The organism is Romboutsia lituseburensis DSM 797, assembly GCF_900103615.1.
Lineage (GTDB): Bacteria > Bacillota > Clostridia > Peptostreptococcales > Peptostreptococcaceae > Romboutsia_F > Romboutsia_F lituseburensis.
The window spans coordinates 280728-297964 of record NZ_FNGW01000002.1; the positions used below are offsets into that span (position 1 = coordinate 280728).

The 17237-nt window shown below is 28.3% G+C and carries 16 protein-coding genes; all 16 read right to left on the minus strand.

Features of this window, described 5'->3' with window-relative positions; all coding sequences use genetic code 11:
• Positions 1-134: 134 nt before the first annotated feature.
• The 16 genes from BLP75_RS04470 to BLP75_RS04545 all read right to left on the minus strand — a co-directional run bounded on the left by BLP75_RS04470 (position 135) and on the right by BLP75_RS04545 (position 17051).
• A complete protein-coding gene (locus tag BLP75_RS04470) occupies positions 135-515 on the minus strand; it encodes a hypothetical protein (protein WP_092724226.1) in 381 nt (126 codons plus the stop codon).
• Positions 516-644: 129 nt separating this feature from the next.
• The gene (locus BLP75_RS04475) at positions 645-1184 is read right to left on the minus strand and encodes a VanZ family protein (protein ID WP_170139156.1); all 540 of its coding nucleotides are present in this window, start codon (positions 1182-1184) and stop codon (positions 645-647) included.
• Positions 1185-1325: 141 nt separating this feature from the next.
• Entirely contained in the window at positions 1326-5078 is a 3753-nt protein-coding gene (locus tag BLP75_RS04480; protein ID WP_170139157.1) for a cell wall-binding repeat-containing protein, read from the minus strand.
• A 155-nt stretch (positions 5079-5233) separates the two neighbouring features.
• Complete coding sequence (locus BLP75_RS04485; protein ID WP_092724232.1) at positions 5234-5839, minus strand: DedA family protein; 606 nt, start codon at positions 5837-5839, stop codon at positions 5234-5236.
• A gap of 35 nt (positions 5840-5874) precedes the next feature.
• The gene (locus BLP75_RS04490) at positions 5875-6639 is read right to left on the minus strand and encodes a hypothetical protein (RefSeq protein WP_092724234.1); all 765 of its coding nucleotides are present in this window, start codon (positions 6637-6639) and stop codon (positions 5875-5877) included.
• A 356-nt stretch (positions 6640-6995) separates the two neighbouring features.
• Positions 6996-8048 carry a flavodoxin-dependent (E)-4-hydroxy-3-methylbut-2-enyl-diphosphate synthase gene (ispG, locus tag BLP75_RS04495; protein ID WP_092724236.1) on the minus strand — a complete coding sequence of 351 codons (1053 nt, stop codon included), beginning with the start codon at positions 8046-8048 and terminating at the stop codon, positions 6996-6998.
• Positions 8049-8153: 105 nt separating this feature from the next.
• Positions 8154-9167, minus strand: coding sequence for an RIP metalloprotease RseP (gene rseP / locus BLP75_RS04500; RefSeq protein WP_092724238.1), 1014 nt, complete (start codon positions 9165-9167; stop codon positions 8154-8156).
• 12 nt (positions 9168-9179) lie between these two features.
• Positions 9180-10331, minus strand: a complete 1152-nt coding sequence (locus BLP75_RS04505; protein WP_092724240.1) for a 1-deoxy-D-xylulose-5-phosphate reductoisomerase — start codon at positions 10329-10331, stop codon at positions 9180-9182.
• A 286-nt stretch (positions 10332-10617) separates the two neighbouring features.
• Positions 10618-11397: a phosphatidate cytidylyltransferase gene (locus BLP75_RS04510; RefSeq protein ID WP_092724242.1), complete on the minus strand. Its 780-nt coding sequence runs from the start codon at positions 11395-11397 to the stop codon at positions 10618-10620.
• 12 nt (positions 11398-11409) lie between these two features.
• A complete protein-coding gene (locus BLP75_RS04515; protein ID WP_092724244.1) occupies positions 11410-12135 on the minus strand; it encodes an isoprenyl transferase in 726 nt (241 codons plus the stop codon).
• 30 nt (positions 12136-12165) lie between these two features.
• Positions 12166-12369 (minus strand): hypothetical protein, encoded by a 204-nt coding sequence (locus tag BLP75_RS04520; protein WP_092724246.1) that lies wholly within the window; start codon positions 12367-12369, stop codon positions 12166-12168.
• Positions 12370-12371: 2 nt separating this feature from the next.
• Entirely contained in the window at positions 12372-12929 is a 558-nt protein-coding gene (gene frr, locus BLP75_RS04525; RefSeq protein ID WP_092724248.1) for a ribosome recycling factor, read from the minus strand.
• Between the two features lie 177 nt (positions 12930-13106).
• The gene (gene pyrH, locus BLP75_RS04530; protein WP_092724250.1) at positions 13107-13811 is read right to left on the minus strand and encodes a UMP kinase; all 705 of its coding nucleotides are present in this window, start codon (positions 13809-13811) and stop codon (positions 13107-13109) included.
• Between the two features lie 125 nt (positions 13812-13936).
• Positions 13937-14845 (minus strand): translation elongation factor Ts, encoded by a 909-nt coding sequence (tsf, locus tag BLP75_RS04535; RefSeq protein ID WP_092724252.1) that lies wholly within the window; start codon positions 14843-14845, stop codon positions 13937-13939.
• Between the two features lie 82 nt (positions 14846-14927).
• Positions 14928-15650, minus strand: a complete 723-nt coding sequence (rpsB, locus tag BLP75_RS04540) for a 30S ribosomal protein S2 (RefSeq protein WP_092724254.1) — start codon at positions 15648-15650, stop codon at positions 14928-14930.
• A gap of 210 nt (positions 15651-15860) precedes the next feature.
• Positions 15861-17051: a D-alanyl-D-alanine carboxypeptidase family protein gene (locus tag BLP75_RS04545; protein WP_330385778.1), complete on the minus strand. Its 1191-nt coding sequence runs from the start codon at positions 17049-17051 to the stop codon at positions 15861-15863.
• Positions 17052-17237 lie beyond the last annotated feature (186 nt).

The following is a 17237-nucleotide window of genomic DNA, read 5'->3' on the forward strand; positions in this document are numbered from 1 at the left end:
CATTTTTTTTAATATAAGTCTATATTCAGACATATTTTTACCTCTTTCTGTCAATATTTTTCATTTTAATGTCAATATTTTTCAAACATATTAATTCATTATCATTATTTTGAGTTAAATAAAAAAAATAATACCTAATCTAAAATAAAATTTTGTAAATGTCTAAATAATTCTAAATCTTCTTCTACTATAGCTATTACTTCATCATTTGCCTTTATAAAAAAATATCCACTTAGCTCTTCGTCTTCATTCAACTCAAAGTATATATCATCTCTCACAATTTCTTCTTTTTCTTTTTTAAATTCACTATTTAATGAATCTATATTTTGTTCATATAATATTTTTTCTAAAACTGTAGTTCCAGAAACTTTTGTAGCTGCTACCATGTAAACAGCTAATTCTTGTATATAATTAATCAAATTTTCCCCATGTAAGTGATTCTGTATAAATTTTTTCAATTTATTATTTTTATTATTTATAGGATACAAATCTATTAATAATTCTTCAAAAGTCATCTCTTGCCCCCTTATACAGGTATTTTTATTATAATTATGCATGTTGATGTATTAAAATTACTGTATTTTATTTTTTTACATTTTAATATAAATAAAAAGTGAACTGTTTTTATACAGTTCACTTTTTATTTATATTTTAGAATCTGAAATATCATTATTTTTTATTAATTCATTATGATTATCAACTGATTCTTTTTTTAATTCAGTATCATCTTTCTTTTTTTTGTTGCTAAATATAATCAACTTACTTATACATCCTGCTACTAGAACACCTATAAAAGCGCCTGTAGAATCTACCATAACATCTCTTATTTCTCCACTTCTACCTAGGACAAATAGCTGATGAAATTCATCTGTACATGCATATAAAAAAGTTAATAAAAATGCTATAGCGCAAGTTTTTAATATATTTACCTTATTATATTTGTATAAATAAATTAATATTGCTAAAACAAAAAATAAAAACATATGGGCAGATTTTCTAATAATAAATTCACCAATTTTAATATCCATAAGATATGAAACTATATCTCCTACAAATGGTATCGGACTTAAAAAAGATATAAATCCACCAGATTGGGCTGATGATACTGTTGCTGGTTGTGCTGACATATAAAATATAAAACACATCCATAATACAATTAATATCGGATATATTTTTTTCTTCATTCTAATCACCATCCCTAAAAATAAATAATTTAAATTATATCATACTTTTTAATATTTTTTTCAATTAGATTTATATCATAATACATTTACTAAAAATAAAGACCCTATATACAGGGTCTTTAAATAAAAAATTGTGATTCTTTACTTACTTAATAGTGATATTACCTTGTTTATTACTTTATTTTGGATGCCTCCTCCAACTTTTACTATTGATTTGGCGTTCTTAGAATTTAAAACATTTACTTGTTCTTGATTTAAATCATTTCCTACTATAATTACCGGAGCATTATCCATAGATGCTATTGGCCCTGTTGATAAAGCATCTATTAATTCTTTGCCTTTTGCTACGTATGCTGTCTCTAAGTCTTTACTATAAAACTTTTCTAGTACTTTAGCATTTGTTTCATATCTATCTTTACCTGCAATTCTATTATTTTTTATATCCTTAGCTGTTATTTTATCTACTTTTTCTAACACTTTATCATCAACACTATTTTTACCACCTATAATATATGCATCTTCTAATTGTTCTGACTTAAGCCAATTATACGTTGAATCATTTATATCTTGTTTTTGTGATAAAATTATAGGCATTTTTTTACTTGCTGATATTGATGAGATAGATAATGCATCCGCTTCTCCACTACCCCCTGTAATAACTACATCTTTAATATCAAAACACTTTTCATCTATATATTTTGCTATTTTTAGAGATGTATCATATCTATTTGATCCACCTAATCTTTCAATTTTTGATATTCCTATAGATTTAAGTTCAGTTTCTATGTTATCTTTAACTGATATATTTCCACCTGCAATTATAACGTTTTTAGCACCCAGTCTTTTTATTTCATCTTTAGTCTCTTTAGATAGATTATGCCCATTAGTTAAAAGTATCGGTGATTTTTTATAAGTAGCTAACGGCGTTGCTGTTAATCCATCTGCTAAAGAATTTCCATTAACTATAACTACAGTATCTGCCTTATCAAATTTACTTTGACTTAATTTAATTGCAGTTTCATATCTATCATTACCTTCTATAGAAGTATATCCTAATTCACTATCTACTGAGTCATATACAGCATTTGCAATAAGTCTATATGTACCTTTAGTATGTGCTTTATTTGTTATTGTATTAGCATATAAAGTTAATGTAGTATCCTCTAAATCAGTAGTTACTCCCATAGTTTTCCCTTTGACTTGTTCATTATTGGGCCACCATCCTGATACATAGAAGTCATTTTCATTTGAAACTTTAGCAATTTCTTTAACTCCTTTTGGCACATTATTTATCCATGAACCATTAGCTGTGTATATATATTTTTCATTGTCATATCCACCTGTTGCTCTATCATCTAAATATTCTCCTTTTAATAATCCCTCATGATACGAATCTGTTTTACCTAGTTTTAATCCTGGTATAACTTTTTCTCCTACATTTACAATTGAGTCTTCTCCTATTCCTAAATAATCTACTCCATTTTTCAGATCTTTTGGATTAGTGGACCCTATATCATCAATTATTATATTGCTATCTTCTGATTTATTAACTAGTTTAAACCCTAGCTCATTTAAAACAAATTTACTATATGATCCAGTAGCATAAACTTTAGGTTCTCTCAGCTTTAAAGTTGGTATATCATCTTTAAATGGTTCAATATCTAATGTATATTTTTTAGATATCTCACTTAAATCTTTTTTATTTACTACGTAGTCTCCTTCTTCATTATCTTTACTATCTTTAGCTAATACATATACATCTTTATTTTTACTTAATAACTCATTTATAGCTTTTATAGCATCATTATTACTATTTTTTATTATATATTTTTCACTATCTCCATTTACTTTAGTTTCTATTTTTTCTACTGATTTAACTGATTTAAGTTTTCCTTTAAATACATTTTTATTTCTAACTTCATAGTTATCAAATCCTCTAACATCAGGGAAATTCATAACTATTTCTGCATACATTTCTTTAAAATCTGATGCATTTATTCCATCATACAATACTAAATTTGCATATCCTCTTTTTGCTTGGTGCATATCAACTACGTAGCTTCCTTTTGGATATATTGTATTTCCAACCTTAGTATCACTATCTAATGTATCTACTTTGACTCCATTTCTTAATAAATATTTTACTGTTTCTTGAACCTCTGGTATATTTTTTTGAAGTTTGCTATCTACAGGTAACACATAATATTCAGGGAAAAAATTTTCATAATTTCCTCTTGGTCTACCTATAGATTCTCCTTTAGAATTTACAAAATATTTATCTGCTGCTCTATTATCCTCTCCATTAACTCCACGTTTATAATATTCTAATTGGCTAATAAATAATTCATCTTTTCCATCTAATACAAATGATGACGCACCTAATATTGCATTTACAAACGCGTCTACAGAATCTTGGTTAAGTTCTGGTACCTCTATTGTATGAGACATTGCACCATGATGAAGTGCATATGTTCCTGTATATGCAGCTGTAGCATCATCCCATCCACCATTTACATCATAATCTTCAAAAGGTATTTCATAACTATCATACTTAGTATTAGCAATTCCAGCATTACCCATAGCATGAGCTTGAGCCGTTGCATTTTTAGCAATTAAATCATATTCATAATTAGGATCATGTGGTGGTGTACATGGCTCTATTAAAAATCCTTTAACAAATCCATGTAAATCAAGGAAAGAAATTGGATTCCATTTAGCTATTTGTTCAACTATACTTAACGTTTCTACTTGTGTTTGATAGCCATTATCTCTATTTAAATCAAATCCATTTGCATTAGCCCTAGTATTATAATATCTACCATCTGGATTTTCAGTTATGCTCATAACGAATATGACATTATCCAATAAATCTTTTACATTTAACTCAACCTCAGTTTCTTTATTGTTTTTATCTAAGGTTTTATATTTTATAATATCCTGTGTTGTTAATTTCTTTAATAGGTCTAATTGTGCATCAACACCTGGAGCTTCATCTGCATGTATATTATTTATAAATATAGGTATTTTATAATCTCCAAGAGCTTTATTTTTTATTTTTTGTTGTAATTGTTCTGGATTTTCAAGCATCATTGGAACTGTTTCATTAAGATATTTATCTACAGAAGATTTATCTTTAGCCATAACTACAAAATGCATATCTCTTCCTTCTACTGATTTTCCTATAGACTCATAATTTAAATATATATTTGATTTAGCATTTTTAAATATTTGATCTAGCTCTGGTTTTAATTCATCATACTTTCTGTAGCTATCATATACGTTTAACTTCATTGTATTTTTAAAACTTGTATTTGTTGATTTGTCTTCTATTTTTAAATCATAATTGCCTATCATATCAGGGTATTTTACACGTATAGATCTAGGACTTAGATCTACTGTATCATATAATAGCTCTGTATTTAAATCTGCAGTAACAACACTCTTTAGTTTTCCACTTTCATCTTTAGTTGTATTTATTTTTAAATTTTCTATTTTTAGAAACTCTTGTCCACTATAATCTTTCTTATCAGGACTCCAAGTTTTCCATGAACTTATATCCTTTCCTCCAAAAGTCCATTTTAAATTTTCTTCTTTAACCTCATAATTAAACTCCGCATTTATTTTTATATTTTCTTTTTGAGTCATGGAAATTAACTTATCACTAACTTGAAGTGTATCTGGTAATAAATTTTTATTATTTGAATCATTTATATTATTTCTAGTTAATTTGTTGCTTATTGGTTCATACTTATCTCTAGACTTTCTATCTGAATTTGAAAATGTATCAGCATTTTGATTATCACTAGTTTGTGATAGTGCTTGTGCTGGTATTACAGAAGAGACTATGGCTGTTGCTACTAAAGATGTAGTTAAAACTCTCTTTTTCTTTCCCATATAATTTATCCCCCTCGTTATATATTTTCTCCTAATACAAATTGTATTTTTCATATTATTACTTGTCTATGTTTTTTATATTCTATATTATTTCATTTTTTATTAATAAATATCAAAAAAGCCAAGTTAAAACCATAACTTGACTTTTTTATTACTTAATATTTATTTTTATACTCTTTTATTTTCACTTTAATTAAATATCCCAATATCAATACTATTAATACGCCTATAAAAATAGAATATTTACTTAGTATATCTCCTATTAATACCATGTTATTTCCTACTATATACCCCATACTTATTAATATTGTATTCCAGATTCCTATACCTATAGTTGAGTATAACATAAATGCTATTATATTCATTCTTGTTACCCCAGCTACAATAGATATAAAAGTTCTAGCTAAGGGAACTAACCTTGATATCATAACTGAAACTTTATCATATTTAGTTATCCATTTGTAAGATGACTTAATAGATTTTTTAGTCTTTGGATATTTTCTTTTTAAAAAGTCTATTAATGGATTTCCAAGCTTATAACCTAGGTAATAATTAATTACAGATCCTAAAATACCACCTAATATAGATACAAAAATAACACTAGCTAAATTCATACTAAATTTTAAAGCTAACACACCTGCAAATGGTAATACAATTTCACTAGGTAAAGGTGCATTTGCATACTCAAGCATAACTATTATAAATATACTTATAAGCCCATACTCCATTATAAAATGTTCTATAATTGCACTTAATTCCATTCAGTTTCCTCCAATATATTGTATAGAGAAATGAATTAAATATATGGATTTAAGCATGCTCCACTTTTATCAAATTTATATACCTTATTATTTATTGTATATGAATTATCTGATATCATTTTTCCTTCTTCATCTAGATAGTACCATATATTATTTAATTGAAGCCATTGATTATTTTTTACAGTTCCATCTCCATTTCCATAATACCAAGTACCGTCTACGCTAATCCATCCTTTTTTTTCAACCATAACTCCGCTATAATCAAATAAATATGTTTTATCTTTAACTACTGCACTTCTCTTTGATACCATAACTCCAAAATCTTCTACATAGTACCATTTATTATTTTCAAGTATCCATTGAAACTCTTTTACAGTTCCATCTCCATTTCCATAAAACCAATTTACTAGATTTTCACCATCAAGCACATAATCTATTTTTATCCATCCATACTTTTCTATCATTGCACCACTTTTGTCAAATATATAAGGCTTATTATCAACAAGGAATACATCATCTCTTAACATATATCCACTTTCATCTAAGTAGTACCATTTCCCAGAATCTTTAAGCCACTTGCTCTTTAAGTATGATCCATAATTTATATAGCTCCAGCTGCCATCACTATTTTTTATCCAGCCTGTTTTTGACCTTGTACTTTCATCTATCGTTTTAAACTGAATACTTTTTGTATTTACATTTTGGCTATCTACGTTACTACTTGCATATGATGTAGGTATTGATATAGCTGCCATCATTAATGCCGATAATATAATTTTTTTTATTTTATTATTCTTCATAAACTCTCCTCCATATTTTAATATATATTCTAAATTATAACATAAATTATATTATATACCAATTTACCCTTTAATTCAAAATTTATAATACTATTTTATTAATAGATCTGTTTAATTTCTTATAAAATTTAACTAAATTTATAAGAAAAAATTCGCTTCACTCATATCCCCAACGACTTCGTCCGTTACTCAAAAATATAATTTTTTTACTTTTACAAAGATTTTGATATTACTATGCTTTATAGATTATCCACATTTTTTGATATATTATAATTAAATTAAGCGTAAAAAAATATTCTAAATAATAAATTTTAATAATTTATTATTTAGAATATTTTATGTTTTAACTATATATTTTAATATTTTTCAATTTCATCTAATAGTTCTTTTACTAAATCATTACCATTTATTTTTCTAACTATTTCACCTTTTTTAAACAGTAATCCTTCTCCCTTTCCACCAGCAATACCTATATCAGCTTCTCTAGCTTCTCCTGGTCCGTTTACTGCACAGCCCATTATAGCTACTGTAATATCTTTTTCTAAGTGGTTTATTTTTTCCTCAACTTCATTTACTACACTTATTAAATCTATATTACATCTTCCACATGTTGGGCACGATACAACTTTTATTTTATCATTTAATAGGCCTAGACTTCTTAATATTTCTTTTCCTACAACAACTTCTTCACATGGATCTCCTGTAAGTGATATTCTAACTGTATCGCCTATTCCTTTTAATAATAAGGCTCCTACACCTATAGATGACTTTATAGTTCCTTTTTTAACACTTCCTGATTCAGTTATTCCTATATGTAAAGGATAATCTACTTTTTGTGATATTAGTTCATATGCCTCTAGTGTCTTATATATATCTGAAGATTTTAATGATATTACTATATTATAAAAATCTAGATCTTCTAATATTTTAACATGACCTAATGCACTTTCAACTAAAGCTTCTGCTGTTGCATGACCATATTTTTCTAGCAATTCTTTTTCTAGAGATCCACCATTTACACCTATTCTAATCTTTAGATTTTTTTCTTTACATAAATTTACTACTTCTTTTACTTTTTCTATACTACCAATGTTTCCTGGATTTATTCTAACTCCATCTATACCTTGGTTTATAGCTTCTATTGCTAATCTATGATCAAAGTGTATATCTGCTATTACAGGTATATTAATATTTGATTTAATTTTTCCTATATTCTTAGCAGCTTCCATATCTGGCACAGCTACTCTTACAACATCACAACCAACTTCTTCTAATCTTTTTATTTGTGCTATTGTAGCTTTTGCATCTCTTGTATCTGTATTAGTCATTGATTGTATGCTTATTGGATTATATCCACCTATTTTTAAACTTCCTACTTTTACTTCTCTACAAGGTCTTCTTTTATACATTTCATCACCTTTTTCTAAATGTCTAATTATATTTCAACAATAAATTTATTGATTGTTAATTTCAATTCAACTATCACTTAACCATAAATAAAATTTGTTTATTAATTAAAATAATCTAGTTATATCTTTAAATGTTACAAATATCATTAATGCCATTAATAGTGCGAATCCAATTAGATTTATTGTAGCTTCTTTGTTAGGATCTAATTTTTTTCCACCTCTTATAGCTTCTATACCTAAGAATAATAGCCTTCCACCATCTAATGCTGGTATTGGAAGTAAATTAAGTATACCTAAATTTAAACTTATAACAGCTGCTATATGTAATAGATTTACTATTCCCACTCTTGCTGCATTGGATACTATACCTATAACTCCAATTGGCCCTGCAACTGCATTTCCTGCGCCTCCAGGAACTGTACCTGTTATTAATTGACCTACAAACATGAACATTTGCTTAGACATATCTACTGTTGATACAAAAGCATACTTAACAGATGTAAGAATATTTTTTTCATATATTGGTGCTATACCAATTACATACTTTCCTTGTTCATTTTTCTGCGGCTTAATTTTAATATCCTTAGTATCATTATCTCTAGATACTTTTAAATTTATTTCATCTCCATCTGATTTATGGATATTTTCTACTATATCTTCCCATGTAGTAATTTTTTGCCCATTTATTTCTATAACTTTATCATTTGCTTTAAGGCCTACCTCATAAGCAGGAGTATTTTCTATAACTTTACCTAATACATTTTCATTACTTGGAATACCTAGTGACATATACACTGGTACTAAAAGTAGTATCGCTAATATAATATTAAAAAATGGTCCTGCAATCAATATGCTTGCTCTTTGAAGAATAGTCTTTTTGCCAAAAGAATTGGGATCTTTTGATTCTTCATCTTCACCTTCCATACTAACATATCCACCTAGTGGTAGTAATCTTACGGAATATTTAGTTCCACCTCTTTCAACACTAAATAACTTAGGCCCCATTCCTATTGAAAACTCGTGTATTGTAACACCTGCCTTCTTAGCAAATAAAAAATGTCCTAACTCATGTATGAATATTAATACTCCAAATAGTATTATCGCTGCTATAATAGTCAAATTTACACCTTCCTATCTTATGGCACTTGCCACATATTCTCTTGCCCATCTATCTATATCTAGTATTTGTTCTAGCGTCGGTTTATCTATACTAGTATGAGCATCCATTGTTTTTTCTATGTAATAAGGTATATCATAGAATCCTATTTTGTCATTTAAAAATTCATTTACTAGTACTTCATTAGCACTATTTAATACTGCTGAATATGTACCACCCATTTTTAAACTATCGTATGCTAGTTTTAAACAAGGGAATGTTTCTAAGTCAGGCTGTTCAAATGTTAAAGTTGCAATCTTAGCTAAGTCCAATCTTTCAAAATCATTTACAATTCTATTAGGATAAGATAACGCATATTGTATAGGTAATCTCATATCTGGACATCCTAATTGAGCCATTACTGAGCTATCAATAAATTGAACCATAGAATGTATTATACTTTGAGGATGTACAACAACATCTATTTGATTTTGTTCAACTCCAAATAACCATTTAGCTTCTATAACTTCTAAGCCTTTATTCATCAATGTTGATGAATCTATACTTATTTTTCTTCCCATTGACCAATTAGGGTGCTTTAATGCTTGGCTTTTAGTCACATTTTCTAAATCAGATTTAGATTTACCTCTAAATGGTCCCCCTGATGCTGTTAGTATAATTTTTTCTATTTCTTTATTTTTCTCCCCATTTAGGCATTGGAAAATAGCACTGTGTTCACTATCTACAGGAAGTATACTTACATTATGCTTTCTAGCTTCACTCATAACTAGATCTCCAGCACAAACTAACGTTTCTTTGTTTGCTAAAGCAATATCCTTACCTGATTTTATAGCTTCTAATGTAGGCACTAATCCTATCATTCCTACTATAGCTGTTAATAAAACATCAATTTCAGGTAGTGAAGATATTTCCTTCAAACCTGACATCCCACTTAGAACCTCTACATTTATATCAGTTGGTATCATTTTTTTTAGTTTAATTGCGCTTTCTTCATTATATACCGCAACATATTTAGGTTTAAACTCTTTTATTTGTTCTAATAATAAATCTACACTACTATTAGCAGAAATTGCTACAACTTCAAATTTATCTTTATTTCTTCTTACAACATCTAAAGTTTGCTTTCCTATAGACCCTGTAGACCCTAGTATTGATATTCTTTTCATATTAATTCCCTTTCTATAATTTTAATATATTCATCCTTATATTATACCATTAAATTATATAAATTTATCCAATTTAAAATAAATTTCATATTAAAACTAATTTAAAATACAATTAAAATATCCTATTCCAATTTTTACATATTATAAAAGGCTTTTTCGATTTAGGAAGTATAGTAAATTAAGTAAAAAATAAAATATAATATCATACATAAAACTTAAACTTATAATGATATTATATTTTATCTAATACTGCTAATTACTGATAGCATCTCTCTCGAAAAAGCCTTTATTTTATAAAAATCATAATTGCATAATATACAAATGGTGCTACTAATATAACACTATCAAATCTATCTAATATACCACCATGTCCTGGTATTAATTTTCCATAGTCTTTTATTCCAACATATCTTTTAATTGATGATGCGAATAAATCTCCAAATTGCGCTACTACACTTCCTATAAGACCTATAATTACTAATGGCATTATTTGAAGTTTGAATATATATCCAAACACTACACAACATACTATACTTCCTAATATTCCGCCTATAGAACCTTCAACGGTTTTTTTAGGACTTACTTTAGGTATTAACTTATGTTTTCCAAATAAATATCCACTGAAGTAGGCAAAAGTATCAGTTGCAAAAGATATTATAAATATTATCCATACATATAAATGTCCTAATTCAAAATCTCTAATAGTTAAAACTATATAATCTAAAAATATAGCAACGTAAAAGATTCCTAAAAATGTAACTGATATATCGAGTATGTTATTTTTACATCTTAATAAATATGTTATTGAAATTACAAATAAAACAAATGCTACTGCATATGAATATTCTATTCCTAACCCATATATATTTTTTATTAATAAATATCCTGCAAATATATACCCTACATTAAATAAAGGGTTAATATTTTTTGTTTGAAATGCTTTATAAAATTCATGTAAAGCAATAGCTACTATTGCTATTTCTGCTATGTATAATGGCAATCCACCTATTATTAAAAATATAAACAGTGGAACCAACGCTAAAGCTGCAATAATTCTTGTAAGCATATATTATTCTCCTTACTTAAGTCCACCAAACCTTCTGTCTCTGTTTTGGTAATCATATATAGCCTTTTGCAATTCTTTTTCATTAAAATCAGGCCAATGTACATTTGTGAAATAAAATTCAGAATATGCAGCCTCCCATAATAAGAAGTTACTTAATCGTTCTTCTCCACTAGTTCTTACAATTAACTCTGGGTCTGGTATAGACTTTGTGCTTAAATAATTTGTTATAGTATCCTCTGTTATGTCCTTTATATCTAGTTTACCACATTTTGCGTCTTTTACTATATCTATTACAGCATTTTTTATATCATATCTTGCACCATAGTTTAGTGCCAGATTTAAATTTACGCCTGTATTAAATTTTGTAAGCTCATACGCTCTTTCTAATTCATCTATACAAGCTTGAGGTAGTTGACTAGTATCTCCTATAGTTGTTATCTTAACATTATTTTTATGTAATTCTCTTACTTCTTTTTTTAAATATGTTGATAATAAGTTCATTAATGTATCTACTTCTAATTTAGGCCTTTTCCAATTTTCTGTGGAAAATGCATATAGCGTTAAATGCTTAACACCTAATCTCTGACATTCCATTAAAACTTTTCTTATAGTTTCAACTCCTGCTTTATGTCCAGCTGTTCTTGGTAGAAATCTAGCTTTTGCCCATCTTCCATTTCCATCCATTATTATAGCTATATGTGTAGGTACTTTATTAATATCTATATTATATGAATTCATAATTTATGCCTCCAAATAGTAATCTGACTCCTATTTTAAGGAGTCAGTAAAATATGTTATTAAAATTTCTACACCATTATCTATTTCTGATATTTTAATGACCTTAGGAATAGTTAACTTTTCTTGGTCTTTTCTACCTTTTATAGCTTTTATAGTGTACTTTATATTTTGATTTTTGAAAAATTCTTCAACTTTATTTATATGAAGGCCCAAAAGGTTATAATATTTATTCAATATTATACCTCCATTATATCCTTTTCTTTAGCTACTGCAACTGCATCTATTTCTTTGATGAATCTATCAGTTATCTTTTGAACTTCGTCTTGAGCTTTCTTTAATTCGTCTTCAGTTAATTCTCCATCTTTTTCTAGTTTCTTTAATGCATCGTTAGCATCTCTTCTTTCATTTCTTAATCTAACTTTAAATTCTTCAGCACTTTTATGAGCTTTCTTAGCTAACTCTTTTCTTCTTTCTTCTGTTAATACTGGTACAGATAATCTTATAACTTCTCCGTCATTAGAAGGATTTAATCCTAAATCAGAATTTCTTATAGCTTTTTCTATTTCTGCCATAGAAGATTTATCCCAAGCACTTATCATTAAAGTTCTTGGTTCTGGAACTGATATAGCAGCCATTTGGTTTATTGGAGTTGGAGTCCCGTAATAGTCAACTCTTATCTTATCTAACATTTGAGCATTAGCTCTTCCTGTTCTTATAGTAGTGTATTCGTATTTTAAAGCTTCGATTGTCTTAGACATTTTAGCTTCTAATTGCTTATGAGTATCTAATTTCATATATGTATCCTCCTATTATTTTATCTATTTCTATTTTACCATATTTTATAAAAATACTTTAGTATTATATTAATAGTTTACACACTTTTTTATTTTTTTCATAAAAATTATTCATCTATTTTTAGAATACTTATTTCTAATTTCTATGGTATTTATTTTAGTGTCATATTAATAGTACTATTTCACTATTGTTCCTATTTTTTCACCCATAACTGCTTTTATTATATTTTCTGTAGAAAGTTCAAATACATGTATAGGAATTTGATTATCCATACATAAAGATGTGGCAGTTGAGTCCATTACTTTTAATTCTCTTTGAAGAACTTCTAAATAACTTAATTCATCGAATTTAACTGCATCAGCATGTACTTTTGGATCTTTGTCATATACCGCATCAACATTTTTAGCAAGTAATATAACTTCTGTCTCCATTTCAGCAGCTCTAAGCGCTGCAGCTGTATCTGTTGAGAAATATGGATTTCCAGTTCCTGCACCAAATATAACAACTCTGTCTTTTTCTAAGTGTCTAACAGCTTTTCTTCTTATATATGGCTCTGCTATTTGTCTCATCTCTATAGCAGTTTGAACTCTAGTTTGAACATCTATATTTTCAAGTGCATCTTGTAGCGCCATAGCATTCATAACTGTTGCAAGCATTCCGATATAATCAGCTGTAGTTCTATCCATACCTTCAGATGTTCTTCCTCTCCAGAAGTTTCCACCACCTACAACTACTGATACCTCTACACCTATCTCTTGTACTTTCTTTATAGCAACAGCTATTTCATCAACAACTGCATTGTTGATCCCGAAACCTTTTTCTCCTGCTAATGCTTCACCACTAAGTTTTAATAGCACTCTTTCATATTTTGGTTTACTCATTTAAGAAATCCTCCTCTTTCAGTTAAAAATTACGATTTGTGTAACTTTTATATTTTTTCCGTATATTTAGTTTTATATTTACTTTTTTAAAAAAAAGAGAACACTTAAGTGTTCTCCTTTGGTCATTACTTAAGTTGCTTAGCAACTTCTTCTGCAAAGTTTTCTTCTTTCTTTTCTATACCTTCTCCAACTTCGAATCTAACAACTTGTCCAAGCTCTATTTCAGCTCCAACTTTTTTAGCAGTTTCAGCTACTAATTGCTTTATTGTTAAATCTCCATTTTTAACGAAAGGTTGTTCTAATAAGCAAACTTCTTTTAATTGCTTTTCTAATCTTCCTTTTATCATCTTCTCAACTATGTTAGCAGGCTTTCCTTCGTTTAAAGCTTGTTGAGTTAATATTTCTGTTTCGTGAGCTATGTAATCTTGATCAACATCATTTCTTGAAACATACTTAGGGTTCATAGCAGCAACTTGCATTGCTATATCTCTTCCCATAGCTATAACTTCTGCATCTCTAGCAGTAGTCTTCATTTCAACTAAAACACCTATCTTACCTCCACCGTGGATGTATCCAGCAACTTGTCCGTCAGTAGATATTTTAGCAAATCTTCTTACGTCTAACTTTTCTCCTATTGTAGCTATTCTGTTGTTTAATACATCAGATAAAGCTATTCCTTCTTTATGAGTTGAAGCTAATAAATCAGCTATTTCTGTTTTATCAGTAGCTAATGCCATTTCAGCAGCATCTTTAACGAATGCTTTGAAATCTTCGTTTTTAGCAACGAAGTCAGTTTCTGAGTTTACTTCAACTACAGCAGCAACTGTGTTATCAGCATTTATTTCTATAGCAACTAATCCTTCTGCAGCTATTCTATCAGCTTTCTTAGCAGCTTTAGATAATCCTTTTTCTCTTAATAAATCTATAGCTCTTTCCATGTTTCCTTCAGCTTCTTGTAAAGCTTTTTTACAGTCCATCATTCCAGCGCCTGTTGATTCTCTTAACTCTTTAACCATTTGTGCAGTTATAGCCATTTGGGTTACCTCCTATATACTATTAATGGTAAGGGCTTAGACCCTTACCATTCAGTTGTTATTTTAGTTTATCTTTTAAAGATTAAGCTTGTTGTTCTTCGTCAGCTTCTACTTCTTCTTCAGCACCTTGTCTACCTTCTATTATAGCGTTAGCCATAGCAGCAGTTATTAATTTAACAGCTCTTATAGCATCGTCATTTCCTGGTATAGCAAAGTCTAATTCTTCTGGATCACAGTTAGTATCAACTATACCGAATACTGGGATTCCTAATCTATGAGCTTCTTGTATAGCTATGTTTTCTTTTCTTGGGTCAACTACGAACATAGCTCCTGGTAATTCAGGCATATCCTTCATACCGTTTAAGTATTTTTCTAATTTTTCTTTTTCAGCTCTTAATTTTATAACTTCTTTTTTAGGTAAAACGTTGAATACACCTTCGTTTTCCATTTTCTCTAATTCTCTTAATTTGTTTATTCTTGTTTGTATAGTTTTGTGGTTTGTTAACATTCCACCTAACCATCTTTCGTTAACGTAGAACATTCCACATCTTTCAGCTTCTTCTTTTATAGCTTCTTGAGCTTGCTTCTTAGTTCCTACGAATAAAACTGGCTTTCCAGTTTCAGCTACTTCTTTCATAGCTTTGTAAGCTTCTTCAGCTTTCTTAACTGTTTTTTGTAAGTCTATTATATATATTCCATTTCTTTCTGTGAATATATATTGGCTCATCTTAGGGTTCCATCTTCTTGTTTGATGTCCGAAGTGAACACCAGCTTCTAATAATTGTTTCATTGATATTACTGACATTGTTTTTCCTCCTTGGTTTTATACCTCCGACATGATCATCTCCCAAAAAAACCTCTTAGGCACCTTCTTAGGATCCCATTGTCGTGTGTGATTTATAGTTTTATTATTTTCACCTCTAGTAGTATATCATAGGCTTTTTAAAATTACAAGATTTTTTCTTTGTTTTATTTTAATGCTTTTTATCTAAATTATATACATATTTTCCATTCATTAATCAGCAAATATCATTTTTATTTTAGTTTTAAAAGATGCACTATTAACATCATTTGCACTTACTATATTTACACTTCCTAAAATTTCACCTGTATTAGTGTAATATTTTATTACTCCAAGTATATCTCCTTTTTTTACAGGGTAGTTTATCTCTTTAAATGTAATTTGAGAATTTAAATTTTCTTCTTTTCCTAATATAGCATATAGCTCTTTATCTGCTATTAATTTAACTTCGAGTTCTTCTATACCTTTAATATACTTCTTACCTATTAATCTGTCCTGTTCCATTACTTTTTTCGTACTAAAGTTTTCTTTTCCATATTTCAACATTCCTAAAGCTGCTGAAAGTCTCTTATTTTTATGATTAGCCCCTAAAGTTACACCTATAAGTCTATGTTGCTTTTCATTATTTTTATCTTCTTTTACCAACATAGAAAATGATAAGCAATACCCCGCATTACCTGTATATCCAGTTTTTATACCATCTACTTCAGGTAATATACCCATTAATGCTGAGTTTGTATTATTTTTACAAAAACCTCTTTGAGGGTTAGAGTATGTCTCCATATTAGTTATAGCTACAACTCGTTTTTCATAATTGTCAAACATATATTTACCTAATTTAGCAATATCTCTTGCTGTAGATATATTTTCTTTAGGTGGCTTAGATGGATTTTGTAAATCATATATAGGAAGTCCATTAGGATTTACAAAATAAGTATTCACCATTCCAATTTCTTTACACTTAGCATTCATTTTTTGGACAAATGTTTTTTCATCTTTACCTATATGTCTCGCTATTGCAACTGCAGCATCATTTCCAGATACAATCATAAGACCTTTCATAAGCTCTATTAGTGGAACTTTTTCACCTTCTTTTAAATGATAACTTGAACCCCTTACACTTGCTATACTCTTATCTATAGTTATTATATCATTTTCTTTTACTTCACCTTTTTCTATAGCTTCTATTGCAAGTAGAAATGTCATCATTTTACTTAGACTCGCTAATGGTCTTTTTGCATCAGGGTCTTTTTCATAAAGTACTCTACCAGTATCTTGATCTATAAGTATAGATGACTTAGAAAACTTATCTACGCCTTTTTGCTCCTTAGCGTATGTAAGGTTTGGAGTTAAAAATGCAATAATAAGTGTTAATACAAGTAGTCTTTTTGCTCCATGTTTCAATTTCATTCACCTTCTTGGTTTTATAAGTTTTTTTGATTAATAAGTACATATTTAGTTTTTTCCTTTTTGTATCTATAATATATCAGTAATAATTTTCTAAATCATTTTATTTTCTATTTTTTAAATCAAAATAATTTACTTGTTTAAAAGTCTCTATTATAATGTAATCATTATTTTATTAATACA